The sequence below is a fragment of the Pseudomonas sp. PAMC 29040 genome (assembly GCF_003994535.1).
Classification (GTDB): Bacteria; Pseudomonadota; Gammaproteobacteria; order Pseudomonadales; family Pseudomonadaceae; genus Aquipseudomonas; species Aquipseudomonas paraversuta.
Genome location: NZ_RZAA01000011.1, coordinates 23,758 through 50,716, shown reverse-complemented (window position 1 = coordinate 50,716; position 26,959 = coordinate 23,758). Strand labels below are relative to the sequence as shown.

Annotated in this window: 20 protein-coding genes; 13 read left to right on the top strand and 7 right to left on the bottom strand. The window is 60.1% G+C overall.

From position 1 onward, the window contains the following. Window positions 1-27 precede the first annotated feature (27 nt). Window positions 28-1,239 (top strand): YeeE/YedE family protein, encoded by a 1,212-nt coding sequence (locus WG29040_RS19065; protein ID WP_029612446.1) that lies wholly within the window; start codon window positions 28-30, stop codon window positions 1,237-1,239. A gap of 121 nt (window positions 1,240-1,360) precedes the next feature. Next, window positions 1,361-2,101 carry a cyclopropane-fatty-acyl-phospholipid synthase family protein gene (locus WG29040_RS19060; RefSeq protein WP_127196684.1) on the top strand — a complete coding sequence of 247 codons (741 nt, stop codon included), beginning with the start codon at window positions 1,361-1,363 and terminating at the stop codon, window positions 2,099-2,101. Here the strand turns inward: WG29040_RS19060 and WG29040_RS19055 are convergent. Beyond that, complete coding sequence (locus WG29040_RS19055; RefSeq protein ID WP_003447720.1) at window positions 2,064-3,536, bottom strand: MFS transporter; 1,473 nt, start codon at window positions 3,534-3,536, stop codon at window positions 2,064-2,066. The two genes, WG29040_RS19060 and WG29040_RS19055, sit on opposite strands and share 38 nt — an antisense overlap. Before the next feature lie 112 nt (window positions 3,537-3,648). On the opposite strand from WG29040_RS19055, the gene soxR reads away from it, so the two are divergent. Beyond that, window positions 3,649-4,113: a redox-sensitive transcriptional activator SoxR gene (soxR, locus tag WG29040_RS19050; RefSeq protein WP_003447721.1), complete on the top strand. Its 465-nt coding sequence runs from the start codon at window positions 3,649-3,651 to the stop codon at window positions 4,111-4,113. Window positions 4,114-4,183: 70 nt separating this feature from the next. After that, on the top strand, window positions 4,184-4,648 hold the full coding sequence (locus WG29040_RS19045; protein ID WP_127196683.1) for a GNAT family N-acetyltransferase: 465 nt from the start codon (window positions 4,184-4,186) through the stop codon (window positions 4,646-4,648). On the opposite strand, the gene WG29040_RS19040 is transcribed toward WG29040_RS19045, so the two are convergent. Continuing rightward, window positions 4,649-5,305, bottom strand: coding sequence for an alanyl-tRNA editing protein (locus tag WG29040_RS19040; protein WP_127196682.1), 657 nt, complete (start codon window positions 5,303-5,305; stop codon window positions 4,649-4,651). Between the two features lie 130 nt (window positions 5,306-5,435). Beyond that, complete coding sequence (locus WG29040_RS19035) at window positions 5,436-10,505, bottom strand: RHS repeat-associated core domain-containing protein (RefSeq protein WP_127196681.1); 5,070 nt, start codon at window positions 10,503-10,505, stop codon at window positions 5,436-5,438. Between the two features lie 378 nt (window positions 10,506-10,883). On the opposite strand from WG29040_RS19035, the gene WG29040_RS19030 reads away from it, so the two are divergent. The 3 genes from WG29040_RS19030 to WG29040_RS19020 all read left to right on the top strand — a co-directional run bounded on the left by WG29040_RS19030 (window position 10,884) and on the right by WG29040_RS19020 (window position 13,163). Continuing rightward, window positions 10,884-11,288: a TraR/DksA C4-type zinc finger protein gene (locus WG29040_RS19030; RefSeq protein ID WP_003446412.1), complete on the top strand. Its 405-nt coding sequence runs from the start codon at window positions 10,884-10,886 to the stop codon at window positions 11,286-11,288. 187 nt (window positions 11,289-11,475) lie between these two features. Continuing rightward, entirely contained in the window at window positions 11,476-12,819 is a 1,344-nt protein-coding gene (locus tag WG29040_RS19025) for a phospholipase effector Tle1 domain-containing protein (protein ID WP_127196680.1), read from the top strand. A 125-nt stretch (window positions 12,820-12,944) separates the two neighbouring features. Beyond that, complete coding sequence (locus WG29040_RS19020) at window positions 12,945-13,163, top strand: hypothetical protein (RefSeq protein ID WP_003446414.1); 219 nt, start codon at window positions 12,945-12,947, stop codon at window positions 13,161-13,163. A 19-nt stretch (window positions 13,164-13,182) separates the two neighbouring features. Here WG29040_RS19020 and WG29040_RS19015 read toward each other — a convergent pair whose 3' ends face one another. Next, window positions 13,183-13,413 (bottom strand): hypothetical protein, encoded by a 231-nt coding sequence (locus tag WG29040_RS19015; protein WP_003446415.1) that lies wholly within the window; start codon window positions 13,411-13,413, stop codon window positions 13,183-13,185. Window positions 13,414-13,866: 453 nt separating this feature from the next. Between WG29040_RS19015 and WG29040_RS19010 the strand changes: the two genes are divergently transcribed. The 4 genes from WG29040_RS19010 (at window position 13,867) to WG29040_RS18995 (ending at window position 20,347) form a co-directional block, all read left to right on the top strand. Beyond that, window positions 13,867-14,337: a hypothetical protein gene (locus WG29040_RS19010; protein WP_029612994.1), complete on the top strand. Its 471-nt coding sequence runs from the start codon at window positions 13,867-13,869 to the stop codon at window positions 14,335-14,337. 422 nt (window positions 14,338-14,759) lie between these two features. Beyond that, window positions 14,760-17,138, top strand: coding sequence for an RND family transporter (locus tag WG29040_RS19005; RefSeq protein WP_127196679.1), 2,379 nt, complete (start codon window positions 14,760-14,762; stop codon window positions 17,136-17,138). A 119-nt stretch (window positions 17,139-17,257) separates the two neighbouring features. Beyond that, window positions 17,258-18,640 carry a DUF1329 domain-containing protein gene (locus WG29040_RS19000; protein WP_003446421.1) on the top strand — a complete coding sequence of 461 codons (1,383 nt, stop codon included), beginning with the start codon at window positions 17,258-17,260 and terminating at the stop codon, window positions 18,638-18,640. 93 nt (window positions 18,641-18,733) lie between these two features. Further along, entirely contained in the window at window positions 18,734-20,347 is a 1,614-nt protein-coding gene (locus WG29040_RS18995) for a DUF1302 domain-containing protein (protein WP_003446423.1), read from the top strand. Window positions 20,348-21,447: 1,100 nt separating this feature from the next. Here WG29040_RS18995 and WG29040_RS18990 read toward each other — a convergent pair. The 3 genes from WG29040_RS18990 to WG29040_RS18980 all read right to left on the bottom strand — a co-directional run bounded on the left by WG29040_RS18990 (window position 21,448) and on the right by WG29040_RS18980 (window position 24,811). Beyond that, window positions 21,448-21,906: a transposase gene (locus WG29040_RS18990; RefSeq protein WP_127196678.1), complete on the bottom strand. Its 459-nt coding sequence runs from the start codon at window positions 21,904-21,906 to the stop codon at window positions 21,448-21,450. A gap of 551 nt (window positions 21,907-22,457) precedes the next feature. After that, window positions 22,458-23,642: an acyl-CoA dehydrogenase family protein gene (locus WG29040_RS18985; RefSeq protein WP_127196677.1), complete on the bottom strand. Its 1,185-nt coding sequence runs from the start codon at window positions 23,640-23,642 to the stop codon at window positions 22,458-22,460. After that, the gene (locus WG29040_RS18980; protein WP_127196676.1) at window positions 23,639-24,811 is read right to left on the bottom strand and encodes an acyl-CoA dehydrogenase family protein; all 1,173 of its coding nucleotides are present in this window, start codon (window positions 24,809-24,811) and stop codon (window positions 23,639-23,641) included. Before WG29040_RS18980 ends, WG29040_RS18985 begins: the two co-directional genes overlap by 4 nt. Before the next feature lie 198 nt (window positions 24,812-25,009). On the opposite strand from WG29040_RS18980, the gene WG29040_RS18975 reads away from it, so the two are divergent. After that, a complete protein-coding gene (locus tag WG29040_RS18975; RefSeq protein WP_003446447.1) occupies window positions 25,010-25,786 on the top strand; it encodes an enoyl-CoA hydratase family protein in 777 nt (258 codons plus the stop codon). A 10-nt stretch (window positions 25,787-25,796) separates the two neighbouring features. Further along, the gene (locus WG29040_RS18970; protein ID WP_010657371.1) at window positions 25,797-26,951 is read left to right on the top strand and encodes an acyl-CoA dehydrogenase family protein; all 1,155 of its coding nucleotides are present in this window, start codon (window positions 25,797-25,799) and stop codon (window positions 26,949-26,951) included. Window positions 26,952-26,959 lie beyond the last annotated feature (8 nt).

Below are 26,959 nucleotides of genomic sequence, written 5' to 3'. Positions count from 1 at the left end.
TCGTAATCAAACGGACCGAGATTCTTCATGAGCAGTTCTCTCTCTATGACGCCCGCGCGCAAGTCGTTTGCGCCGCTGGTGGCCTTTGTCTTGCTGGTGTTTGGCGCCGCCTTCCTGCAAAACAGCGTCGGCTCGCGCCAGGTGCTGTTGCTGGTGGTGGGCGCGGCACTGGGGTTGACCCTTTATCACGCAGCCTTCGGCTTTACCTCGGCCTGGCGGGTGTTCATAGCTGATCGCCGAGGCGCAGGTTTACGCGCACAAATGGTCATGCTGGCGTTGGCTGTGGTGCTGTTCTTCCCCGCGTTGGGGGCGGGCACTCTGTTCGGCCAGCCGGTGGTCGGGCTGGTGGCACCGGCCGGAATTTCGGTGGTGTTCGGTGCATTCATTTTCGGCATCGGCATGCAACTGGGCGGCGGCTGTGCGTCAGGCACCCTGTTCACCGTGGGCGGCGGTAATGCACGCATGCTGGTGACCCTGTTGTTCTTTATCTGCGGTTCGTTGATCGCCACCCAGCACGTTGACTGGTGGTTTGCATTGCCGTCGTTCCCGGCGATTTCCATCGTCAAGAGCTTCGGTGTGGTGCCGGCGATGCTCGCAAGCCTGGCCATGTTCGGGATCATCGCCGCGGTGACCGTGCGCCTGGAAAAGGGCCGTCACGGTCAGCTTGAAGCGGGCGTGACCAGCGAGCACCAGGGCCTGCGGCGCTTCCTGCGCGGACCGTGGCCGTTGGTATGGGGGGCGATTGCACTGGCCTTGCTCAACTACGCCACCCTGGCGCTGGCGGGCCGGCCATGGGGCATTACTTCGGCGTTCGCGTTGTGGGGAGCCAAGGTTGCCAGCGGGCTGGGTATCGATGTCGCAAGCTGGGTGTTCTGGCAGGTCCCGGGCAACGCCAAAGCCCTGGCCGCACCGGTGTGGGAAGACATCACCAGCGTCATGGACATCGGCATTGTTCTCGGTGCGCTATTGGCCGCCGGGCTGGCCGGGCGTTTCGCACCAAGCCTGAAAATCCCCGCGCGCTCGCTGCTCGCAGCCGTGATCGGTGGTTTGCTGCTCGGTTACGGTTCGCGTCTGGCCTACGGCTGCAATATTGGCGCGTACTTCAGCGGCATCGCCTCGGGCAGCCTGCATGGCTGGTTGTGGTTAGTGGCAGCGTTTATCGGCAATAGCGTGGGCGTGCGTCTGCGGCCCTGGTTCTTTGCCAGTGAGCCTCGACCGCAGGCATTGAGCGGTTGTTGAACGCTCAGTAAATCCTGAGATTGCGTCGCGTATTCCATGCTGGAATCCAATATATAAAATTAATGAATTTTTATTATCGGTCCGGCGGGAGTAGTTTGATTTCAAGCCATGGAGAACCCCCTTGAAATCATCCACCAGCGACGCCGTTGCAAAATTTGATGCCTCACGGGCCAATGAATACGGGCGCCAGAGCCGCATCGCGCTGGCAGGATATGACGCCTGTCACGAGCTGGCGGCGTGCATGCTGGCGGCCAGCCTGGGCCACCGCAACACGGCGAAAATTCTGGTGGTGGGTGCTGGTGGTACGGCCCAGGAAATCATTGCGATGGCAGCGCTGGAGCCAGGCTGGCGCTTCACTGCGCTCGACCCGTGCGAACCGATGCTGGAGGTGGCAAGGCAGCAGTTGGATGCCCGCGGTTTGCTTGCAAGAACCGATATCCACCTTGGGCATATTGAGGACCTGGCGGCAGACGCCACTTATGACGCCGCCACCCTTGTCGGTGTGCTCCACCATCTGGGCGGGGACGATGCCAAGCGCCGCATTCTGCAATCGATCGAGGCTCGTCTTGAACCGGGTGCGCCGCTGATTGTCGCGGGCAATCACCATGCCTATGCCAGCGAGCCGTTATTGCTTGCGGCCTGGGGCCAGCGCTGGCGGCAACACGGAGCCAGCCCCGATGAAGTAAAGGTCAAGCTTGGCAAAATCCTCCAGGGCGCGGACCCGCCACACTCCGAGGCGGCGGTGCAAAAACTGCTGCATGAGGCCGGGTTCGGCGCGGCCACCCGTTTCTTCAGCAGCCTGTTCTGGGGCGCCTGGTTGACGACTAAGACGGCCTCAAGCGGATCACCCGCAGGGCAGTAAAAACGCCGATCACCGGGGCCAGTGCGAACACCCCGAACAGCCAGCCGGCCGCACTCATGGTGCCGGCGATGCCACCGGGCTCAGTGAGGCCGGCGAGGTTCGCCACCATCCCCGCCAGCGCTGCGCCGAGCGCGGTGGCAAATAACTGCACGGTGGTGATGGACGCACTGGTCAGGTCCTGCTCGCCCGCGGGCGCGGCCTGGAACACCCGGGTCAGCAGGTGCGGCCAGGCCAGGCCCACCCCCAGTCCGATTGCTACCAGCGCCAGGCAGATCGGCATGACCGCCAACCAGTCACCGCTACTTGGGCTACCCATCAAAACCGCCAGCATCAGCATGCCGACCAGGCCCAGGATCGGCCCGGCGAGGATTGCGCGCCGGATGCCTGCGCCGCTCGCCCCTGAACTGGCAACGGAGCCCAATGTCCAGCCGGCCCCCATCAGCGCCGCAAGATAACCGGCGACCAGGGCGGACTGATGGTGCAGTACCTGAAGGAACAGCGGCACGAATATTTCGCCACTGGTCACCGCGACCGCAAGCAATGACATCGTGGCATATAGAGCACCCAGCGCAGTGCTGATCCGGAACGCCCCATCAGGCAACAGCCGGTGGCGGGCTCGGCGTTCGCTACGTATCAGCAGGGCGGTGAGGATGACGGCGGCGCCAAGCCCCAGAATATTGTGTGACAGCTCGGGCGACACGCTGCCGGCTGAAACAGCGAGCACTGCTGCTGTCAAGAACAGCAGTTGGGCCAGCGCAAGTGGCGAGCCTGGCGCTCTGTCGGCACTGCGTCCGGGCAGTACGGTTGCAGCCAGCAGGGCGAACAGCGCTGCCACCGGGATCAGCGACCAGAACGCTGCCCGCCATACCCCGAACCCGGCGAAGATGCCGCCTATGGCAGGGCCGACCAGGGTTGCCACCCCCCACATGCCCGAGATCAGCGCCATCGCCCGCGGCCACAGGGATTCATCGAATACCAGGCGGATCATTGCGTAGGAGAGCGCGAACAGGAACCCGCCGCCCAGTCCCTGAATAAAGCGCCCGAGCAGCATCACCGGCATTGACGGGGCAAGCCCGCAGATCAACGCGCCCGCCGCAAACACCAGGCTGGCGCTGATATAGGCACCTCGGGGCCCGGTGCGGGCGAGCAGCCTGGCCGACAGCGCGGAGCCGAGGATCGAGGCCGCGACGAACAGGGTGGTGTTCCAGGCGTAATAGTCGATGCCGCCGATGTCCCTGACCACCGAAGGCAGAATCGTGGTGGCTATATAGACATTGACCGCATGCAGGATGACACCACCGGCGAGCGCGAGTGAGCGCACCCCATTGGCGCCCGAGAGCAGGGCGGCCCAGCCGGTATTTGCGGGGCGTGCACAAGGCTGTGGCGCTGGTACCGATTGCGGGTGTTGATCAGACGGAAGGTGACGCTGGTCCATGGTGGCTCCACTTGGTGAGGTCACTCGCAGCAGCGAATGAAGGCTTGCAAAGGCAAGCCGACACTCTTTATAAGACCTCATGTAAAGGTGAGGTCAACAGGAGTCAGGGGCCATGATTGATGTACGCGTGCTGCTTGGGGTAGGGGAGGTCGCCCGTCGCTGCGGTGTCACCATTGCCACCGTGCACTTCTACGAGGCCAAGGGGCTGATCCACGGGCAGCGCAATGCGGGCAATCAGCGTCGTTATTCGCGGGATATTCTGCGCCGGATTGCCATCATCAAAATCGCACAGCGTGCCGGTATTCCCCTGGCCACCATCAAGGGTGCGCTGGACCAGCTGCCATCCGGGAGACCACTGACGGCCACGGACTGGGCGCATCTCTCGACAATCTGGCGGGACATGCTGGCCGAACGGATACGCAGCCTCAGCCAGCTTCGCGACCAGCTGGACGGTTGCATCGGCTGTGGCTGCCTGTCGATGGAGGACTGTCCGCTACGCAACCCGGGCGATCATTTGAACCGGCTCGGGGCAGGTGCGGTTTTGCTCGAAAAAGACACCGCGTCATTGGCTGATTGAAGGCCTGCCCCCGGCCGCGGGGGCGGGAATGACGGGTGGATACAAGGCATCTTTGCCCGGGAGGCATGCATTGCATACTGTGAGAGTTATTCGTCGCGCCGGTCAGGGCGATGCTGAGGCCATTGCTGCGCTGGTTAACCAGGCCTATGAGCCTTACATCCGCAGGATCGGAAAAAAACCGGGCCCCATGCTGGATGATTACCGGCAGGTGGTGGCTGATACCCACACCTTCGTACTTGAAGAAGGGGCGGACCTGCTGGGGGTGCTGGTGATGAGCCTGGAGGATACAGGGTTGCTGCTTATCAATATCGCCGTACAGCCTCGGCATAAAGGCAAAGGTATCGGCAAAATACTGATGGCCTTCTGTGAGCGCCATGCACTGCGTAATGGTTGCGACGCCATCAGGCTCTACACCCATGAGCTGATGACCGAGAACATCGCAATCTATAAAAAGCTTGGCTACCAGGAAACCCGCAGGGCCAGCGAAAATGGATTCGCCCGGGTGTTTATGCGCAAGGCTCTGTCAGTTCGCTGATCAGCCATCATGCGCTGGATCCACCAGCATGATTTCGATCCGCTCCTTGCCCCGGCCGGTATTCTTGCGTTTGAGTTTTACAGCGCCAACCTCACGGGTTGATCTGGGATGGGTGCCGCCACAGGCCATCCTGGCAAAACCCTCGACTTCCCAGAATCGGCGCTGTGTCGGCACATCGCTGAAGTCTGTGAATATAGTCAGGTCGCGGCTGATCAATTGTGCGGCCGCCGATTCGATCTCCGGGAACAACGGGGCTAGGTTCTGATCACTGGCGAAATCGATGCGGGCCTTGTCCTGAGCTATGTGCGCGCCGATACGCTGGATGCCCGGGCATCTTTGATAGACCAGCTGCAAGACCATTTCTGCTGCAAAGTGCAGGCGCATCAGCCGGTATCGCCGCGCCCAGTCAATCTGCCAGGCCACGGCGTCGCCTGGTTTCAGCGAATGGTCATGGGGCAGGCTGTAAATGATGTCCAGGCCATGTTTTTCAGCCTTGAGCACCGGGTATCCGGCAAGGGAACCGCCATCGCTTTCCTGGCCCCCGGAAAACGCAAAAAATATCGTTGCCCGGGCCTGAACCCGCTCGCCATCGACGTGACTGACGAGAGTGTCCAGGGTTGTTCGATAGGGATCGTCCCAAAATACCTTTCGAGTCACGGCCAAGGATCCTTTTGCTCCAGAAAGGCGATTATGCTAATCAATCCGGATCTGCAGTTCTTGTACGATCTTGCTGTTCAGGACCTTTATTCAACACTCCGGCTGAATATGTTCAGCTCTGCGCAGGCCGCTACAGAATCCGGCAAAGTTGCTCTCTGCGCACTATTTCCCCTCGCTGTGAAAACCACTGAAAATCCAGTTCAAAACTTGCGTACCTTCCGGTAAAAAATTGCGGGTCAGCAAGTCTGTCCGGAACCATGTTATCGAAAATCATGGGTTCTATAATTCTTAACTGTCTTGGGTTCTCGATACCTGCCGCACCGATCTGCCAAGGGTAATACCTGGGGTGATTACCTGAAATTGTTTGTCTGACCTCGGCGACAAAGTCGGGATTATGAATAATTGGATAGGGTAGTTGCTCCAGATGCCCGTTAACAAAGCCGGCTCTGCCACTGTAAGGAAGCTGGAGTGGTTCAAAAGAAGTGGATGACCAGCTTGAATAAACTGCTGCCCTGTTAGCCGAGTTGGTTTGCCCGATATTTTGCAGATCAGCACGGGACAAGTGCGGTAAAAAGCGCTCCCGGGTCGGTCCTTGTTCCAGCAAATAGGCTAGATCCATCTTAGGTATCGGCGCAGCCGTTGCTCCCACTCGCTGGGCATGTCCGGGAAATCCCCGGCCGCCTCCCGGTGCACCGCCGGCATGCTGCAGTTTGTGCTGCCAGCTGCCCACGAACCTCCCGGCCTTTTTGACCCCCTTGGCCGCAGCCCCGGCCATCGACGGGGCCGCCGAAGCCAGCCCCGTTGCCATGCCCACCCAGCCCAGAATCCGTCCGGCGTTTTCATTGCCGGTGGCCAGCAAGGCTATCGAGGCCACGTCCGCTGCCAGCGACACCACACTCAGGGTCGCGGTGGTGACGGCCGTTACATAGCTGGCGGTCAGCGCCGCGGTGGGCGCCGCCAACGCACCCAGGGAGGCCACGGTGCCGATCACGGCCAGGGCGATGCCGGCCGCCGGCAACAGCCAGTCCAGCCACGAATGGCCCGATGGATCGATGCGGTTGACCGGATCCCCGGCGCAGTAGGCATAGCCATTGAGGCCGCCTTCGCCGAAGGGGCTGAGGCTGTCACGGCTGTGGAAACGCATCAGTGCGGGGTTGTAGATGCGGTAATCACCGAGGAAGTACCAGCCGCTGTCCTGTTCGCGCAAGGAGCCGGCGTAGCCCAGTCGGCTGGTGCCGGGCTGGCTCTGGCCGTAGGCGCCGTAGACCGGTGTATTGATCCCGTTATAGGCCTCAGTGGTTATCGAGCCCTGGGCGTCGGTGCCCAGCAGCATGACTTCGCGCACTGCCGATGCCAGTCGACTTTCTGCCACGGGAACAGCGCCGGCCCTTACCCAGCGGGTCTGGGTGTCTTCACCCATCTCGCAGCTGAGCTGGCCGCCGGTGTGGTAACGCCAGCGAGGGCCGGTAGAGTCTTCGGTCTTGATGATGTTGCCCGCCGGGCCGTAGTGCCAGCGGCGCTGGCCTGTAGGTAGGGTTACCCCGATCAGTCGGCCCAGGGCGTCGTAGTGCAGTGGATTACCGCGCTCGTCGCGTTTGAGATTGCCCAGCGCGTCGTACTCCAGGGTTACCGGTGCCGGGTAATCGGCGCGGCTGTGGCTGACGCTGATCAGCTGGGTGAGGTCGGCGGAGTTATAGGTAAATGTACTGATATTGCTGGCGCTGGCGTCGGCAAAGACCGTTTCCAGACGACGAATATTGTCGAGGGCGTCGTATTGAAAGTGCTGCTCGTGGTAGGTTTTGCCGTGGGCATCTTCGGGCAACGACGGGCCTTCAAGGCGATGGGCAATCATCCGTCCGCGCAGGTCGTAGTCGAAGGTTTCACTACGCACCAGAACACCGTCACGGGTCAGTTCGCGCTGGGTCAGTTTGCCGTCTTTACGCCATTGCTGGGTCTGCACTTCTACATGCTGTGCATTCGGCGTTCGGGTAGAGGTTTCTCGGCGGGCCGGACGGCCAAGACTGTCGTAGCCAAGGGTTACGGTCATGTCCCGCGAGCCATCGTTTGATTGGGTGCGCTGCTGGTGAATCCGCGAGGCTGCATCGTAAGTAATGCTGATGCTCACATCGGGACCTTGCTGCACGCTCAAACGCCCGAATTCATCGTACTGGCAGCGCTGTTCGGCACCGTCGGCATCTGTCAGGCGCGTCACTTTGCCCGACGGGGTGGTGCTTTGCTGTTGCGAGCGCGGCTGGTCGCCGTGCCAGGCGTAGTCGGCTTTGCTCAGTTGGCCGGACGGGGACCAGTGATCTTTTTGCAGACCCAGATTGCCTTGGGCTTCCAGCAAACGGCCGCTTAGCGGATCGTATTGATTGAACACGCTGATCCCGGGGGCTTGCAGCGACAGCAACGCGCCGGCCAGTTCCGGTTGGCGTTCGGTATGGACTTGAGTGCCGTCAGGCAAGGTTTGGGTATGGGCGTGGATTTCTCCTTCGGCATATTCCCATTCAGATACACCCTGCCCGACCTTTTCCCACACCAGTCGGCCCAGGCCATCATATTTGCGCTCGCCCAGCAGGACTTCATTAGTGCTCAAAGACGGATGAGTGATCGAGACCGTGGCCGGTAAATCACCGTCATGGCCTTCGGCATAGGTGCGCTTGATGACACTGCCGTCGGGCAGGGTGGTGGACAGTAGTCGGTCCCGTACATCCCACTGCTGTCGGGTCTCCAGGCCCATGGCATCGAACTGGCTGATGCAGCGGCCAAGGCCGTCATAGCTCCAGCTAAGTTCGTGCTGAAGTACGCCGTCTGCGCAATACAGTCTCTCGGTCAGCGGCTTGCCATCCAGGGTGTGGGTGGTCACGGTTCTGGCCCCGGCCACACCCTTGGCATCGGTCTGCCAACTGCTGCCGGTCAGGGCTACCGGGTCGGCCAGGGTATGTTGGGTGACACCGTCTGCGCCGGTTTCGGTCAGCACATTGCCCCAGTCATCAAAGGTGCGTTCAGTGGTCAGGCTCAGGGCCGGGACGTCTTCGTTACCGGGATCGTAAGTCGTTTCACGGAACACCCGGCCCAGCACGTCATATTCGGCGGTCCAGGCGGTATAGGTCTCACCGCTGTCGGTCTGTTTTTCACGGCGGATTTCCCGGGCCATACCATCGAGCCAGACAGTTTCCTTACGTCCGGAAGCGCCGATTCGGGTCTGGCAGCGCTCGCTGGCCGACAACGAATAGGCCCAGTTGACCTCAGCCTCGAACGCCGAATCCGGGGCTGCGACTTCCTGAGTCACACGCCCCAGGGCATCGTGGGCAAAGGCCATGCGCAGCTGCTCGTCGGTCTGCTCGGTGACCATTAGCCCCGAGTACAGATCTTGTGAAGATTGGGAGCTGGATTTATGTCCGTCGTGGCTGGTGATCGTGACCTTTTCCTGCAATACGGCACGTTCCAACGAGCGGGCGTTGCGCGCCTGAGTGAGGCTGTAGCTATAAGCGCGGGTAGTGCTTTTACCCTGTACCGTCTGGGTTTCACTGAGCATACGGCTGTGATGGGGCGAGGCCGGATCGTTAATGAAATTTTGCGTCGAGCGGCCCAGTTCAGTGGACTGATTGCCCTCAACCAGCAACAAACGTTCTTCACTGCTCTGGACAAAAGTCGGCAATGCAAACCCTGGAGCATCCCCACGCACGGGCAAGGATTGATAACGGTAGCGGGTCTGCTTGACCGGGCCTTCGGTACCGGGTGGCGGGCTGACCGTACGACTTTTCAGGCGGGTGATGCGGCCCAGTGGGTCGGCCGGGCAGTTGTCGCTCTCACCGGTTACCGGGTAGTACTCCGACTCTTCTATTCCACCCAGGGCATTGCGGTGCCACACCGGGTTGCCGAGGTCGTCGTAGCGGGTTTGTTCTTCGGTAACAAGCTCTCGCAACACCCGTTGGCCATCCAGCTGCGCCTTACGGGTAATGACTTTATGCGGGAACTGGAAATACGGCAGTTGCCGGGCAATGGGCAGCCAGGGCTCGTCGTAATAGGTGGTCTCGGTTTCCTGCAGGGTCTGGCCCTGTTGCGTGCGTTCTCGGGTCAGCAGGTGGAAGCGGTTAAAGGTGCGGCTGATGGTTTGCAGGGGCGTGCCCCGGGCATCCATCAGGGTTTCGGTGGAGCCGTAGAGAAAATCGCCGCCCCCGGTCAGGTGATAGAGATTGTCTTCGCGATTACGCCACTGGCGCACTGCCGGCCAGCCAAAATAGTTGTTGCTGCCGTACAGGCCGTAGTCATAACGAACCAGTTGCACCGGCTGGCCGTCCCCCGGGTCCTTGCGGGTCTGACTGACCACCGGCATCCGCGCAAACGGCGCCCCCGGCGGCAACGCCAGACCGTTTGCATCGCTATAGGTCACCTCTTCGCTGCTGCCGGTGGGCTGGGTACATTTGCTCAGCAGCAACAGACCTGAATCACTGCGGCTGTATTCAAACTGCCAGCCATTATCGGGCAGGCCGTCCACCGTTACCCGGCGCAACTGCCCGGAGACCCGGTGAAAAGACATCACCACCTGTGCGGGGGTATCCGGCTGCAACGTCAGACGGGTTGTCACGCCCTCGTAGGCCAGTGCCAGCACAGTGCGGCCACGGGCATCGCTGACCTTTTGCAGGTAGGCCGCGTTGCCGACTGAACGCCAGTCAAAATTCAGGGCGCTGCCATCGGCCCCCACCAGGGTGCTGACCACCCACAGGCTGGAGTGTCCGGCCAGCGGGATCAGGCGTTCACAGCTGCCATCGTTATGCCGGACCCACATTTCCTGACGCTGAACGGTCACTGCGACTACCGGCAAACGCACATCGGGGAAACGCATGCTCTGGCCGACAATCTCACCGCGAAAACGCTCGCCGGAATTGAGTTGCAGTTGTTGGCTGGCCCCGTCCCAGGAGGTGGTGCCGAGCATCCAGCCCTGACCGAAGCCCTGATCTTCGGCCATCAGCGGGCTATGGCTAAGATGCAACTGGCTGATGGGCCCGCGCAAATCGTTGGCGGCGCCGGTGGGCAGGCTCACCAAGGCAGAGAACGCACCGGTGCGCGGATCGACCCCGGCACTGATGCTGCTCATAAAGTTGTAGGCTCCGGAATACAGGTCACCGCTGTTGAGCAGGCTGGGGGCGGATTTGATCTCGGGGGAGGGCGTCGTGTGGTCAGTCGGGGCAGTCATGATGACTATTCCTTGGCTATCTGGAGAGGAGCCGCACAATAGGAACCCTTGCTTGAGGCCAGCAATGAGCGAGGTTTGTAGGTGGGAGCGGGACAGAAGTCCGCACTGGGGGCATTTTCAGGGCAACAATTGAATTTCTTGCGATAAACGCACTCCATTAGCCCCTGCGTAACAGGTTTTTCGTCGTTTTCCATGTTTTGCTGGACAAATAGCTGTCATTTCAGTTGCTGACTCGATAAGTCGGCCTTAGACTGCCGCCCCTCGTAAATTGAGTGCCGGGTGGCGCTTGAAATAGATGGCACCTAACTGGTTGGGATGAAGAACGGTCAGGACGCTCCCTAATTCGCCTTAATGCACGTATTTTTTATAGAGAAATCAATGACAAAGGATAAGTTGCTGGCCATGCCGGCGGATGACTACATGAATGCCGAGCAACATGCTTTTTTCAGCGAGCTGTTGCAAAACATGAAGGTTGAAACCCACGAGCGTATTGAGCAGAACCGCATCGCGATCGAAAGCCTGGACACTCCAGCTGACCCTGCGGACGCCGCTTCGGTTGAAGAAGAGCGTACCTGGTTGGTGAACTCTATCGATCGCGACCAGCGCATGCTGCCTCAACTGGAACAAGCACTGGAACGCATCAAAGATGACAGCTTCGGCTGGTGTGATGACAGCGGCGAGGCAATTGGCCTTAAGCGCCTGCTGATCAGCCCGACCACCAAGTACTGCATCGAAGCTCAAGAGCGCCATGAGCAAATCGACAAGCATCAGCGTCAAGCCTGACTGTTTGCTTTGCCGGAGCCGCGCCACGCGGTTCCGGCATCAGTCGGGTCCTGCAGTCGTTCGTATTGCAGCCATTGTTGTAACCCCCTCCAAAACAATTTCCGAATCTTGAGCTGGCCGTGCTTCTTGCGTCTTATATTGGGCGCGGCATTATTGCGCGCAGTAGAAATAATCGAGGGCAGGATTGATGAGCAATTCAAGCAACGCGGGAGCAGTGTTGCGGGTCGGCATCTTTTTCGATGGGACGGCCAATAACCAGTTCAATAGCCTGCAGGGACAGCAGCGTCAGGAACAGGGGCTGCTGATTGATCCTGGCAGCAGCTATGCCTCTGCTGTGACCAATATTGCCAAGCTGCATCAGTGCTACCCGGCCCAGTCAGGGTTTGACCCTGCTGGCCATGCCGTGACTTCGCTGTATATCAGCGGTATCGGCACCACCACCGGCGCGGCCGATACTCAGTTTCCGGGCCAGACCTATGGTCGTGGCCATACGGGGGTGCTGGGCAAGGCTGAACTGGCCCGGACCCGGTTGACGGAGTGCTTGCAACACTTTGTCGCGCAGCTGCCCCCCAATACCCTGAGCCGTTTGCAGCTGGACCTGTTTGGTTTCAGTCGCGGCGCGGCGGCGGCCCGGCATTTTGTGAACCAGATCAACGCCAGCGCATTTACCGCCCAGTTTGCCCTGGCCGCCGACTTTGCATGCTCCATCCACTTTATTGGTCTGTTTGACACAGTCGCCGCCATGGGCGGGCTGGAGGATTGGGGGGATGTGGCCGATGACATCAATCCCGGACTCAACCTGTACCTGGGCCCGGACTGCGCGCAACAGGTGGTCCAGTTGAGCGCGCGGGATGAACAACGGCGAAATTTTTCCTTGAGTCGCATCGCGCCACAGTGGCCGCTGGATATTGCGGTGCCGGGGGCGCATGCCGACGTCGGCGGCGGTTATCCGCTGGATATGCTGGAACAGGTTTTTTTGAGCCGCTGGCAGAGCAATCTGGTGCAGCCGTCCACAGCCATTGAACAGACCCGGGCCTGGAAGTTGACCCAGTCTCAGTTGCTGGCATGGCAGGCCGAAGACCTGATTGATCCCCGCGCTGCGGAGAATTTCCTGCAGATCCGCACTCTTGAACGCAAGGAAGGTAGCCGTGAAGACCCGATGAAACGGGTACAGGCTGCAGTGTTCATGCAGCGCAGGATCGATGGCCGTCTTGCCCGGGTGCATTTGCGGATCATGCATGGCTTGGCGGTTGAGCACGGTGTGCCCTTCAACGCATTGACCGATGCCCAGGCCGCGTTGCCCGATGAGCTGAAGCCCATAATGGCCACGCTTGAGGCCCAGGTGCGCCAGGGGACGATCAAGCTGAGCGCCGATGAAGAACGTTTGCTGCGCCAGCGCTATATCCACCAGTCGGCCAACTGGAACCCCGGCGTGGGGGCGGGCGAGGCCGTGGTGCAAAGGGCATTCTTCAATATTCCCGAGGAAGGCGGGCGCTGGGTATTCGATCAGAAAGCACCGGATTACGCCTAGGCAAAGCAGAAGATTGTTACGGCTTATGCAATTGATCTATGCCGTAGATAGCTTTTTCCGGCGACGGTTAGCCACTAATATAGTCGACATCGTTAGGTGCCTAACTAATAGCTGGAGAAACCATCATGTCCAATCAAGTTGATGTTGCCGTAATGATCGGGAGTGGTGTGCCCAAGAGTTTGCGCGATACCGGGCAGAAGGCCTGCTGGGTGGTGCTGGTCAATGGTGAACAGCGCGGGACGGCTTTTTCCAGTCGCCCGGAAGCCGAAGAGTGCCGCGCGGCATGGCTGGCGCAGCTGAATGCCGGCCAACTGTGCAACAGGGGGCATGCTCAGCGCGCTTGATGCAATACACAGGTTGGCACTAGGAGTTGAGGGCGCCGGCGTCCACTGCAGCCTTTAATTCTTTTGCCGATTGTTTGGCGGCATCTGCTGCCAGTTCGGCTGTCTTGAACCAGCGATCCTTTTCGACCTGATGGAAGGTGACAGTCGTTAGTGGTGGCTTGGCGCGCATGATGATCACTGCCTGAAATTCGCCGTCGACGTCTTTGGACTCACCGCGGATAAAAAATTCGCCAATATCAAATTCCGTCACGTGTCGCTTTCCCTTGGAGGTAATGAAGCCTGCATGACCCGGCGGCATGGGCCAGGTCGATTTTTACGCGAGTATGGCAGTAGTTGACTCTCAGTGGCGCAGTTAACTCATTCACGCGACGAAAGCCCTGCCGGGCACAGACTCAATCCGGCAAAAAAATTGATTGATTGCTTGATAGAGAAGAGGATGTATATACCCATCTTCGGGCATGACCCGGTAGAATGGTGCCCCCCGGCTATTTTTTTCAGCCAGTTTTCGCTGATGCAGGCGCTGCTTCACTCTGTTGTGCCTGTTCGCCGGGGTAATCATGGCGTTGCTCTATTTAGTCCAGATGTTACATGCCACTCCTGATTCGAGCAGTCAGGAGCACTTGTCGTACTCGGGTTTTCAATTAATTTTTGCTGTCGGTGGTTTGCCCGGACAGTTCCATTTCAGGTTTTCGAGGGTTTTGCGTTGGCAGTCAGTAATTTGGAAATGCATGCGTTGTTCGTTTTGGGTGACTTGCGGGCACGTTTGGTCAAGCTGTTCCACTCGCGCTTTGTATACGTAACTGAACAAAACGCCGAAGGTATTTACATCGCTGAAATTGATACCGAAACAGCGTTGGTGGTAGATGACAAACCGGGACTTGAACTCAAGGTCGGCGATCATTTTCGCGCAGCAGTGTTGCCCAGCCGTGAAGGTGGCAAGTTCGAAATAAAATTCCGTGATATCAAGACCACCATTTACGGCATCGGTGATTACGCCTATGTCGCCTCACCTCTGGGTGAAGGCGTGGTATTCAAAGAAGGCCAGACCGTGATGTTGATCTTTGCTGCCAAAGAGCAACTTACCGAAGGCTTGAGCAAAACATTGAAAGCCGTCACTGCCAAAGCCGCCAAATGGCCCAAGGGCGAGTTGACCTTCAAGGCCAGCAAAGAGTGACGCTGACGCGCTCCGCAAACCTGTAGCCCCTTTCGGCAATTGCCCTGTACCTGTAGCAGCTGACGAGAGAATCGAGGCTGAGTCCGGTTGCGAAACCGTCGTAAAGTCATGCCCCGCGGTTCTTCAGATAACCCCGGCCCTGCGGATTACGATTGCTTCGCAAGCGGACGTAGCCTTCGCCAACTGCTCTGCAACGGCTGTTAACGGGCAGCGCCCGCACGCCATCCATCTTCCCCTCAAACAGCCTAGGCCTTATGGACGATGTCCGGGTTTCGGGCCAGCTTGATTATCGATCCCACTGGCTGAACAGGCCGGAACCCAAAAAAATAATAAGAATGTGCGAGGGATCGTGAGCATGAGCGCCATCGTCTTTTCATTAGCTGTGCGAGGTCGAAATGGCCGACGCTCATAAAGTCCCTCCCATGCAGCGTTTTGTGAACCGTTGCGCCGACCGGTTAATGATGCACCGAAAATCCCTGCTGGGTTTTTTTCTGCTGATAACCCTGGGCCTGGGTTACAGCGCCACCCACGTACGGCTGGACCCGGGTTTCAACAAGCAGATCCCGGTGCGCCATGCCTACATGCTCAACTTTCTGGATTTCAGCCGCATCTTCACCGGGGCCAACCGGCTGCTGGTGAGCGTGCACTGGAAGGGCCAGGGCGATATCTACAACCCCGAGTTCCTGCAGACCCTGCAACAGGTCACGGACGACGTGTTCTATATCTCCGGGGTCAGCCGGCCCAGCGTCACCTCGCTGTTCACACCCAACGTGCGCTATATCGAAATCACCGAAGAAGGCTACGTCGGTGATCTGGTGGTGCCGCCGCAATATGCGGCAACCCCCGCAGACCTGCAGCAAGTACGCAGCAATGCCGCACGCTCCGGGCAGATTGGCCGGCTGCTGGCCAACGACCTGAAATCGGCCATGGTGCGGGCCGACCTGCAAGACACCGATCCGAAAACCGGGCAGCCGGTGAGCTATGTGCAAATCGCCCGCAGCCTCGAAGACATTCGCGCCAAATACAGTAATGCCGACATCGAAATCAACATCGTCGGTTTCGCCAAGCTGGTGGGCGATGTGGTCGAGGGGCTGAACACGGTGATGGGTTTTTTCGCCATCGCATTCCTGATTACTGGCCTGCTGCTGTGGGTCTATTCCCGGTCGTTGCGCCTGACCATGGTCGCACTGCTGGTGGCCTTGTTGCCGGTCATCTGGCTCCTGGGCTTATTGCCGTTACTGGGCCTGGGAATCGATCCGATGTCGATTCTGGTGCCGTTTCTGATCTTCTCCATTGGCGTGTCCCACGCGGTACAAATGACCAATGCCTGGAAGCAGGAAGTGCTGGCGGGCAGCGATTCGGTCAGTGCGGCCAAGGCTGCCTTCAGCAAGATATTCATCCCGGGGGCCCTGGCCTTGCTGATGAATGCCCTGGGCTTCGGGGTGATCATGTTGATCGATATTCCCATCGTTCACGAACTGGGGATTACCGCGTGCATCGGCGTGATGCTGATGATCATCACCAACAAAATCATGCTGCCGCTGATCATCGCCCATCTGCAACTTGAGCCGCGTCTGCTCAATGCCCGCAGCCCCGGTTCGACCCGGCGCCATCCGCTGTGGTGGCGGCTGTCGGCGCTGGCCACGCCGGGCCCGGCACTGTGGGTCTTCGCCATCAGCCTGGTGCTGCTGGCAGCGGGGGCGTACAAGGCCCGTGAACTGCAGATTGGTGACATTGGTTCCGGGGCTCCGGAGCTGCGGGCCGATTCGCGCTATAACCAGGACAACCAGAAAATCATCAGCAACTACTCCATCGGCCTGGATGTGCTCTCGGTGTTTCTGACCATTGGCGGACGCAGTGAAGCCTGCCTCGACCCGGCAGTCATGCGCGCGGTCGAAACCTTCGATTTCAAGATGCGCGAAGTGCCAGGTGTGCAATCGGTGCAAAGCGTGGCCGGCATGGGCAAGCAAGTGATTGCCGGCAACAACGAAGGCAACCCGCGCTGGGCCGCGATTCCGGGTTCCGCCCAGGGCTTGCAGCAGGGCGCCTATGCCTATTCGCCGGACTCGGGGCTGGTCACCGACAGCTGTCAGAAAATGCAGATTCTGGTGTTTCTGACCGATCACGAAGGGGCCAGCGTGGCCCATGTACTGGAGGAGGCCAAGCGCATCATTGGCGCCATCCAGGTGCCGGGTGTGACCTTCCATCTGGCGGGCGGCAACATCGGGGTCATGGCCGCTTCCAATGAAGCGGTCAAGCAGGCCGAGGTGGTGATGCTGGCGGCGTTGTTCTTCTCCGTGGCGCTGTTTTGCCTGTTGACCTTCCGTTCATTGCGCGCGGTGCTGTGCATTCTGGTGCCGCTGGCGATTGTGGCGGTGCTGTGCAATGCCCTGATGGCTCTGCTGGGCATCGGCCTCAAGGTCGCGACCTTGCCGGTCATGGCGCTGGGGGTCGGGGTGGGGGTGGATTACGGGATCTACCTCTACGAGCGCATTGAGCACGAGATGGCGGCCGGGCAAGACCTGCGCGAAGCGTTCTACCGGGCCATGTGCCAGCGCGGCACGGCGGCCGTATTTACCGCCGTCACCATGTCCCTTGGGGTCTGTACCTGGGTGTTTGCACCCCTCAAGTTCCAGGCCGATATGGGCGTGCTCCTGGCCTTCATGTTTCTGGTCAACGTACTGGGCGCGATCTTTCTGCTCCCGGCGCTGGCTGCGTGGTTCAACCTGGGCAAGCCGCTGGTGAACAAAAGACCATCCAGCGTACGCGCTTCCTGCGATCAACCGCTTGTCAATCTGTAGGAGCGAGCTTGCTCGCGATGGCATCGCCGCTACCCATTGAAGAATTGCAGTGTCTGCATCGCGAGCAAGGGCGCTCCTGCAGATCGGCATGTACGTCTAATAACAAGGAGAACACCCCCATGCGACGTCTTTCTCAGGTGGGCGGCTGGCTGTCAGTCGCTCTGGTTTTGCACAGTTACAGCGGGCCGCTCCAGGCCCAGGCCCCAGCCGACCAGATTGCCCGGCTGGGCAAGGATCTGACCTGTGTCGGCGCCCAGCAGGCGGGTAACGCCGAGGGCACTATCCCGCCGTTCGGCGGCCAATGGCTGGGGGCGGCTCCCGGCATGAAGTTCGAAGGCACAGGTAAACATCCGATCGACCCTTACCCCAACGAGAAGCCGTTGTTCGTGATTACCGCGCAAAACCTGAGTCAGTACGGTGCGCATCTGTCCGAGGGCCAGAAAGCCCTGTTCAAGCTCTACCCGCAAACCTTCCGCATGCCGGTGTACCCGTCCCACCGCGATTTCCGTTTTTCCGACACGGTGTGCAAGGCCACTCTGGAAAACGCCTCGGTCGCCAAGCTGGTGGATGATGGCGAAGGCGTGGTGGCCCGTACCGGCGGGGTCGCGTTTCCGATCCCGCAGAACGGCATTGAATTGCTGAAAAATGCCTCGCTGTTCACGGTCAGGGCCTGGACTGAGGAATACACCTCGGACAACGCCTATGTGCTCAAGGACGGCAATATCAACTGGGGCCGCGTGCACTCGCGCAACATGGCGCCGGGGCTGGAGCCGGGCAAGATCGGTGATACCACCGGCAACTCCTCGTTCTACCTCAACGAAACCCTGCTGCCACAGCGCGACAAGGGCGAAATCAACACCGGTACCGAGTACTGGAACGACAAGACCGAGCCGCGCCAGAGCTGGCGCTACGACCCGGGCACCCGGCGCGTGCGGCAGTCGCCGGGCTACGGTTTTGACATGGCCTTCCCGGGCTCCGGCGGTTCGATCACGGTCGACGAAGTACGGATCTTCAACGGTTCGGCCCAGCGCTATAACTGGAATATCGTTGGCAAAAAAGAGCTGTATATCCCTTACAACACCGCGCGTCTGCACGCCAGCGATCTCAAATACGCCGGGATGCTGACCCCGGGCCACATCAATCCCGACAACATGCGTTATGAACTGCACCGCGTCTGGGTCCTCGAAGGTGTGCTCAAGCCCGGCAACCGTCATCTGTACGGCAAGCGCACGATGTACATCGACGAGGACAGCTGGTTTCCGGTCATGGGCGACAACTACGACAACCGTGGCGAGCTGTGGCGTACCTCGATGGTCAACTACTTCTACGCCCCGGAAACCCAGACCTGGCAGGCAGGTGTCGGCCTGTACCACGACTTGAACGCCGGCAGTTACCTGGCCTTCAACTTGATCAATGAGCAGCGCAACGGCTATGTCCTGAACAAGGGCGGTCTGGCCCCCGGAGACTTTGGCCCGGAAGCCGCTCGCCGGGCTGGCAAATAAACGGTCAACCCCCCTGACTTTACCCGTCTGCCACAGGTTGCCTGTGCGCGGGCGGGCGGGTGATGCACAACAATAAGAAACAAGGAGCACGGCATGCTTAAGCACTGCACACGTTTTGTGGGGACCGGTTTACTGTCGGGTTTGAGCACCCTGGTACTGGCGGCGCCGACCATCGAGCTGGGAGAAAACACCACCCTCGACTCGTCGCTTACGGTCAACTACACCGCCTCCATGCGTACAGAAAAGCCTGATCACGAATACCTCAACAGCATCAACAACGACGATGCCACCCGCAACTTCAAGCGGGGTTCCTTGATCAACAACCGGGTCAGCGTATTTGGCGAGTTGATGCTCAAGCACGACAACCTCGGTGCCGTGATGCGAGGCAGCCACTTCTATGACGAGGTGTACCACCAGCGCAACGACAACGACTCGCCGGACACGGTCAACAAAACCGGGCGCTACAACGACTTCAGCCGGGACACGCGCAAACTCAGCGGCAGCAAGGCCCGACTGCTGGACGCCTATGTGTATGGCGACTTCACCGTCAACGACGATCAGTACGTGTCACTCAAGGCCGGCCGGCACCTGGTGGCCTGGGGCGAGAGCCTGTTCTGGCCCAACATCAGCCAGGGCCAGGCGCCCGTGGATGCGACCAAATTCAACGTGCCGGGAACCGAGGCCAAGGACGCCTACCTGCCTGTGGGGCAGGTATCGGGCTCGTGGTCGATCAATGAAGATTTGGCCTTGCTCGGTTTTTACCAATACAAATGGGAAGAAACCCAGCTCAACCCGGTGGGTGATTACTTCGGCAGCGACACCTTTGGTCCGGGGGCTGAGTTTTATCGTCTGGCCCCCGGCATTGTCAGCAGCCTGCCCGATTCAGCTGCGGTGGGTTATGGCGGCTCGGTCAAGCCGGGTAACAGCGGCGAGTGGGGTATAGGTACCCGCTACCGGATCACCCAAAACACCGAAATCGGCCTGTTCCACTATCGCTACCACGATCGCGTACCGGCGCTGTTTTTCGACTTTACCGGGCAGACCCATTACTCCTCACTGAACAAGGTCGGGGGCAGTGGCTACGGTCCGAGTTACCAGTTGGGTTACTTCGACAACATCAAGCTGACAGGCATCAGCTTCACCACCAAAGCGGGGGACTCGGTACAGTTTGCCGGCGACCTGAGCTACCGCGACGGTGCGGCGGTCTACCTGAGCAATGGTGCACCGGCCCGGGGCCAGCTGTGGCAAGGCAACCTCAACGCGGTGTACATGATCGGGCCGACGTTCATGGCGCAGCAAACCACCCTCATGGCCGAAGTGGTGCACCAGCGGATTCAGGGGGTTGATGACCTGACCGTTACCGGCGGCGGGGCGGGTACCGACGGCACGTTCAACAAATACGTGTACGACGGCCAGACCCGGGGTTCCAGCCTGCTGGGGATTGGCACGTACTTCGATCATCCGAACATATTCAATGGCTGGGACCTGACCACCAAGGCCACCTGGACCCAGAACATTGATGGCAGCGCCTACTCCGGTTTGGGCCGTGCGGAAAAGCGCCTGACCCTGGGCGGGGATTTCAAATACCTGGGCAACTTCCAGCTGGGGCTGACCTACGTGGCCTACCTGAGTTCGGCAGACCTGGCCCAGGGCCGGACCATGGCCGACAGGGACTACCTGTCGTTCAACGGCAAGTACACCTTCTAGTCCTGCCCCCATCGCCGGCAAGCCGGCTCCCACAAGGTCAGATACAGCACTGTCATTGTGGGAGCCGGCTTGCCGGCGATAAGGTTCCAAAGTCAGACAGCTAGCTGCCACAAGGTCAGATACAGCACTGTCATTGTGGGAGCTGGCTTGCCGGCGATAAGGTTTCAAAGCCATACAGCCAGCTGCCACAAGGTCAGATACAGCACAGTCATTGTGGGAGCCGGCTTGCCGGCGATGGGGTTTCAAAGCCAGACAGCCAGCTGCCACAAGGGCAGATGCAGCACTGTCATTGTGGGAGCCGGCTTGCCGGCGATGGAGCTTCAAAGTCAGACAGCTGGCTGCCACAAGGTCAGATGCAGCACAGTCATTGTGGGAGCTTGCTTGCCGGCGATAAGGTTTCAAAGCCATACAGCCAGCTGCCACAAGGTCAGATACAGCACAGTCATTGTGGGAGCCGGCTTGCCGGCGATGGGGTTTCAAAGCCAGACAGCCAGCTGCCACAAGGTCAGATGCAGCACAGTCATTGTGGAAGCCGGCTTGCCGGCGATAAGGTTCCAAAGTCAGACAGCTAGCTGCCACAAGGTCAGATACAGCACTGTCATTGTGGGAGCTGGCTTGCCGGCGATAAGGTTTCAAAGCCAGACAGCCGGCTGCCACAAGGTCAGAAGCAGCACAGTCATTGTGGGAGCCGGCTTGCCGGCGATAAGGTTTCAAAGCCAGACAGCCAGCTGCCACAAGGTCAGATACAGCACAGTCATTGTGGGAGCCGGCTTGTCGGCGATAAGGTTTCAAAGCCAGACAGCTGGCTGCCACAAGGTCAGATACAGCACAGTCATTGTGGGAGCCGGCTTGTCGGCGATAAGGTTTCAAAGCCAGACAGCTGGCTGCCACAAGGTCAGATACAGCACTGTCATTGTGGGAGCCGGCTTGCCGGCGATGGGGTTTCAAAGCCAGACAGCCAGCTGCCACAAGGTCAGATGCAGCACAGTCATTGTGGGAGCCGGCTTGCCGGCGATGGGGTTTCAAAGTCAGACAGCTGGCTGCCACAAGGTCAGATGCAGCACAGTCATTGTGGGAGCCGGCTTGCCGGCGATAAGGTTTCAAAGCCAGACAGCATCCCACAAAGGGTAATCCCCAACCCGCTTCACCAGACCTGCCCGTAAAGGATTGGCTACCACATAGCGCGCCAGATTTTTCAGATCTTCTTCGCGACGCAATGCTTGATCGTGAAACCCTTTTTGCCAGCGCCTGCCGGTTCTGTCTGTCATGCGATTGATGGCGCGAGCACTCAATGACTTGGTACGCCCCATGAGCTTGTCAAGTGAAGCGCTTTGCAGCTCTACCAGCCAATGAAAATGATCGGGCATTACAACCCATGCGAGTGAATTGACCGAACCTTGTGTGTGCTCATGACGAAATTGAGCAACCACTAACCTGCCAACGCGCCAGTCAGAGAACAGAGGTTCCCGGTCCAGCGTATTGGCGGTCAACAGGTAGATGCCATTGGCCTGGGAAAATCGGCCATACCTTAAACGGCTGGAAGCAGGTCGTTGGGTCATGAGCTCTACTCATAAGTCAGAGCTGCAAAGACTAGTTTCTGAGGCAAGCGACTTCCGAGAGTCTCTGGACCAAATATTTCATGGCCTGATGCATCGCCGGCAAGCCGGCTCCCACAGGGTCAGAGGCAACACAGTCATTGTGGGGTGCTGTCTGGCTTTGAGAGTCTATCGCCGGCAAGCCGGCTCCCACAGGGTCAGAGGCAACACAGTCATTGTGGGGTGCTGTCTGGCTTTGAAAGCCTATGGCCGGCAAGCCGGCTCCCACAGGGTCAGAGGTAACACAGTCATTGTGGGGTGCTGTCTGGCTTTGAAAGCCTATGGCCGGCAAGCCGGCTCCCACAGGGTCAGAGGTAACACAGTCATTGTGGGGTGCTGTCTGGCTTTGAAAGCCTATGGCCGGCAAGCCGGCTCCCACAGGATCAGAGGCAACACAGTCAATGTGGGATGCTGTCTGGCTTTGAAAGCCTATGGCCGGCAAGCCGGCTCCCACAATGGTAGGGTCGCGTCTAACCTTGTGGGAGCCGGCTTGCCGGCGACAGGTGCGCCACGATCTATCTGGCCTCGCGGGGCATTCCCAGGGCCCGTTCGGCGATGATGTTGCGCTGTATTTCGTTGCTGCCGCCGTAGATGGTGTCCGCCCGGGTGAACAGGAACAATGCCTGTAACCGCGTCAGTTCATAAGGCGCTGCCGCCAGCAACTCTGCCTCCGGCCCCAGTACATCCATCGCCAGTTTCCCCAGCTCCAGGTGCCAGGTCGACCACGCCAGTTTATAAATGGTCGCCTCAGGTCGCAGGCTGCCATCCTGTAGCCCCGAGAGCATGCGCAACGAGTTGTAGCGCAGTACCCGCAAGCCGCTCCAGGCCTGGGCGATGCGTTGCCGCATGATCGGGTCTTGCGCCGCACCATTGGCCTTGGCGATGCGCACCACTTCGTCCAGTTCGTTCTGAAATTGCATCTGCTGGCCAAGGGTCGATACCCCGCGCTCGAAACCCAGCAGGGCCATGGCGATTTTCCAGCCGTCACCGGGCTGGCCAATCAGGTTGTCGGCCGCAGTGCGCGCCTGGTCGAAAAATACTTCATTGAATTCGCTGGTGCCGGTCAGTTGCCGGATCGACTGCACGCGAATCTGCACCTGAGCCATCGGCACCAGCAGGAATGACAAGCCGCGATGCCCGACACTGCCCGGCTCGGTACGCGCCAGGACAAAACACCAGTCCGATTCATGGGCCAGGGACGTCCAGATTTTCTGCCCGCTGATCAGCCACTGGCCACTCTCACTGTCGAGGCTGGCGCGGGTCTTGATATTGGCCAGATCGGAGCCGGCACCGGGCTCGGAGTAGCCCTGGCACCAAAAGTGCTGCCCGCTCAGAATGGCCGGCAGAAACCGCTGTTGTTGCCCGGGTGTACCAAAGGCCGCCAACGTCGGACCGACCAGTCCTTCGCCGATGTGCCCCATGCGCCCCGGGCCACCCGCGCGGGCGTATTCCTCATAAAAGATCACTTGCTGGTTGATGCTCAAACCACGACCACCATGCTCGATGGCCCAGCCCGCACCCACCCAGCGGCCCGCGGCCAGTTCGCGCTCCCACTGCTTGCGCAATCCGGGGGCGAAGTCTTCGTCTCCCGGCCCGCCACGAAAGCGCAGTTCGTTGTATTGCCCGCTCAGGTGCTCCTGCATCCACTGCGCCACCTGTTGGCGAAAATGCTCATCTGCCGCGCTGAAACCAATGTTCATGGGCGCTCTCCGAAAATATGCCTGGCCAATTGCTCACGATGAAAGGCCGGCGTGCCCAATAACTGCTCGCTGGCCCGTGCCCGCTTGAAGTACAGATGCGGATCGTACTCCCAGGTGAAGCCAACCCCGCCATGCAGCTGGATCGACTCGGCGGCGCAGTTGAAAAAGCCTTCGCTGGCATGGATTTTTGCCGTGGCCGCGGCTTCCGCCAGTTGCAGCTGGGCACTGGGGTCGCCATCGATATTCAGGCACTGGTCGGCAATGCAGGCGCCGTAGTAACTGGCGGACCGTGCGCACTCAACGGCCAGCATCAGGTCAGCGCAGCGGTGCTTGACCGCCTGAAAACTGGCGATGCTGCGACCAAACTGTTCGCGGCCGCCGATATAGGTCAGGGTCAGATCCAGTACCTTTTGCGCGCCGCCGGTCTGCTCGGCGGCGAGCCCGATACAGGCCATGTGCAGCACATCGCGCAACAGCGGCCAGCCGAGGCCGGGCTCGCTGAGCAGGTGCTCATCGTTGAGCACCACGTCATTAAGGGTGATGGTGGAAAAACGTCGGGTCTGATCCAGCGTCGGTTGCTGCTGGCGGCTGATGCCGGGCGTCAGGGCAGACACGGCAAACAGGCGGATCCCGGCCTCGCCGATACTGCCCGGGGTGCGGGCGGCAATGATCAGCAAATCGCACTCGGCACCGTCGATTACATACAGGTACTGACCGTTGAGGCGATAACCACCGGCACAGCTCTGTGCATAGACCTGCACGCCGCTGTCGTCCCAGCGCGGGGCGCTGGTCCAGGCCAGGCTGGCGCTGATTTCGCCGGCCGCCAGCCGGGGTAGCCAGAGGTTCTTGAGCCCCTGATTGCGGCTCAGCAGCAGCGCCGGAATCCCCATGCAGCAGGTGGCAAAAAACGGCGTCGGCAACAAGCAGCGGCCCAGCTGTTCCTGCAACAGGCACACCTCGACAAAGCCCAGGCCCAGCCCGCCATATTCTTCGGGAATAGCCAGTGCCGGCCAATACAGCTCGCGGGCAATGCGGGCCCAGGCCGTGTGGTCGAGACCGGACTCGGCGGCCATTGCCGTGCGCACCGCCCCGGAGCTGGCCACCTGCGCCAAAAAGCGTTCGGCAGACTCTTGAATCATTCGCTGCTCTTCGGTCAGGGCAAGCTCCATAGGACTCCTCACTCTATAAGTGGATCAAGTCTTGAGCATGGAAGGGCAGCACAGGCGCGTAATCCCTGAGCCGGACTAGTCCATTTGGCGGTCGGATCCCCGGCACGGCCCCGCAGGTGTTTAGTCTCAACGGACGATGAGCCACCTTCTGCGCATTCCCATACTGCCCGCATGCCTTTCGCCAATTGAGGAGCACCTGTGAACAGTGCAGCCCCCACCGCAACCCATACCGCCTTTCACACCCGTATTGAGGCGGGGATCGCCGAGCTGGTGATCGACCGGCCACCGGTCAATGCCCTCAATAGCCAGGAGTGGCTGGACCTGGCCCGCACCCTCGAAGCCCTGGGGCAGGACCCGCAAGTGCGGGTCATCGTGATTCGTGCCGAGGGCCGCGGTTTTTGTGCCGGTGTCGATATCAAGGAACTGGACGCCCACCCCGAACGCATCGTGGCCGTCAATGCGGGCAACTACGCCACCTTCAAGGCCGTGCATCGCAACCCGGTGCCGGTGATCGTGGCGGTTCATGGCTATGTACTGGGTGGCGGGATTGGCATTACCGGGGCTGCCGATATCGTGGTGGCATCCGATTGCGCGACGTTTGCGCTGCCGGAAGTTGACCGTGGCGCCATGGGCGGCGGCGCGCATTTACAACGCCTGTTCCCGGTGCAAAAGGTCCGTTATCTGTTTTTCACCGGCGACAAGATCGGTGCGGTGGAGGCCCAGCAGTACGGCTTTATCGAACGTGTCGTACCCCGCGAGCAACTGCGCGAAACCGCTTTGCAGATCGCCCGCAAGATCGCCAGCAAAAGCCCGGACATGATCCGCATCGCCAAAGAGGCGTTGAATGGTATTGAAGACGGCAACCTGGAAGACAAATACCGCTGGGAGCAGGGCTTCACACTCCAGGCATACAACAGCGCGGACTCTGCCGAAACCCGGCGCGCCTTTGTTGAAAAACGCGACGCCACGTTCTGAGGAGCTGACGATGGACCTGACTTACTCCCCCAAGCAAAAGGCCTTTCGCCAGGAGGTGCGCCACTGGCTGGCGGCCAACCTGCCGGCCGAGCCATTGGCCAGTTATGACACCCGTGAAGGGTTCGAGCAGCACCGCCAGTGGGAAGCCAAGTTGTTCGACAGCCGCTTTTCAATGGTGATGTGGCCCACCGCCCTGGGCGGGCGCGGCTGCGACCTGATCGAATGGCTGATTTTCGAAGAAGAATATTACGGCGCCGGTGCACCGATGCGGGTCAACCAGAATGGCCAGCTGTTACTGGGCCCGACCCTGATGGAATTCGGCACCGAGGCGCAAAAGAAGCGCTTTCTGCCGCGCATGGCGGCCAGTGCCGACATGTGGGCCCAGGGCTGGTCGGAGCCCAATGCCGGTTCCGATATGGCGGCGATCACCAGCAAGGCCACCCGCGACGGTGACAGCTATGTGCTCAACGGCCAGAAAACCTGGTCGACCCGGGCCATCTTTGCCGACTGGCTGTTCGGACTGTTTCGCAGCGACCCCGCGTCCAGCCGCCACCACGGCTTGTCATTTGTGATGGTGCCGCTCGATGCACCGGGCGTCACCGTCCGTGCCATCAAGGCCCTGAACGGCAAGGACGCGTTTGCCGAAGTGTTCTTCGATGACGTGCGCATCCCGCTGGAAAACCGCATCGGCGAAGAAGGGCAGGGCTGGCATGTGGCGATGGCCACTGCCGGTTTTGAACGCGGATTGCTGTTGCGTTCGCCGGCCCGCTTTCAGTACACCGCCCGCAAGCTGGTGGAGCTGTACCAGGCCAATCGCGCCAGCGCCGACCGTGATCCGAGCCTTGGCGAAGCCGTCTGCAAGGCCTGGTCGGACGCCCAGGCCTATGCCTTGTCGGCCTATCACACCGTAGGCCGGCTGAGCCGCGGCGCGCAGATTGGCGCAGAATCGAGCACCAACAAAATCATCTGGTCGGAACTGGATTTGCGCATGCACGAAACCGCGATGCGGATTCTGGGTGCCAATGGCGAGCTGACCGGTAAATCGGCAGACGGCCACGACTGGCTGGAGGGCTTCCTGTTTGCCCAGGCCGGGCCGATCTACGCCGGGACCAACGAGATTCAGCGCAACATCATTGCCGAGCGCATGCTCGGCCTGCCGAAGTGAGGCCGGGT

Coding starts and splice junctions, on each gene's coding strand:
- WG29040_RS19065 (WP_029612446.1), top strand. CDS start 28: ATGAGCAGTTCTCTCTCTATGACGCCCGCGCGCAAGTCGTTTGCGCCG.
- WG29040_RS18995 (WP_003446423.1), top strand. CDS start 18,734: ATGCTTAAGCACTGCACACGTTTTGTGGGGACCGGTTTACTGTCGGGT.
- WG29040_RS19055 (WP_003447720.1), bottom strand. CDS start 3,536: ATGGACCAGCGTCACCTTCCGTCTGATCAACACCCGCAATCGGTACCA.
- WG29040_RS19000 (WP_003446421.1), top strand. CDS start 17,258: ATGCGACGTCTTTCTCAGGTGGGCGGCTGGCTGTCAGTCGCTCTGGTT.
- WG29040_RS18970 (WP_010657371.1), top strand. CDS start 25,797: ATGGACCTGACTTACTCCCCCAAGCAAAAGGCCTTTCGCCAGGAGGTG.
- WG29040_RS19035 (WP_127196681.1), bottom strand. CDS start 10,505: ATGACTGCCCCGACTGACCACACGACGCCCTCCCCCGAGATCAAATCC.
- WG29040_RS19025 (WP_127196680.1), top strand. CDS start 11,476: ATGAGCAATTCAAGCAACGCGGGAGCAGTGTTGCGGGTCGGCATCTTT.
- WG29040_RS19005 (WP_127196679.1), top strand. CDS start 14,760: ATGCAGCGTTTTGTGAACCGTTGCGCCGACCGGTTAATGATGCACCGA.
- soxR (WP_003447721.1), top strand. CDS start 3,649: ATGATTGATGTACGCGTGCTGCTTGGGGTAGGGGAGGTCGCCCGTCGC.
- WG29040_RS19030 (WP_003446412.1), top strand. CDS start 10,884: ATGACAAAGGATAAGTTGCTGGCCATGCCGGCGGATGACTACATGAAT.
- WG29040_RS18990 (WP_127196678.1), bottom strand. CDS start 21,906: ATGACCCAACGACCTGCTTCCAGCCGTTTAAGGTATGGCCGATTTTCC.
- WG29040_RS19020 (WP_003446414.1), top strand. CDS start 12,945: ATGTCCAATCAAGTTGATGTTGCCGTAATGATCGGGAGTGGTGTGCCC.
- WG29040_RS18985 (WP_127196677.1), bottom strand. CDS start 23,642: ATGAACATTGGTTTCAGCGCGGCAGATGAGCATTTTCGCCAACAGGTG.
- WG29040_RS18980 (WP_127196676.1), bottom strand. CDS start 24,811: ATGGAGCTTGCCCTGACCGAAGAGCAGCGAATGATTCAAGAGTCTGCC.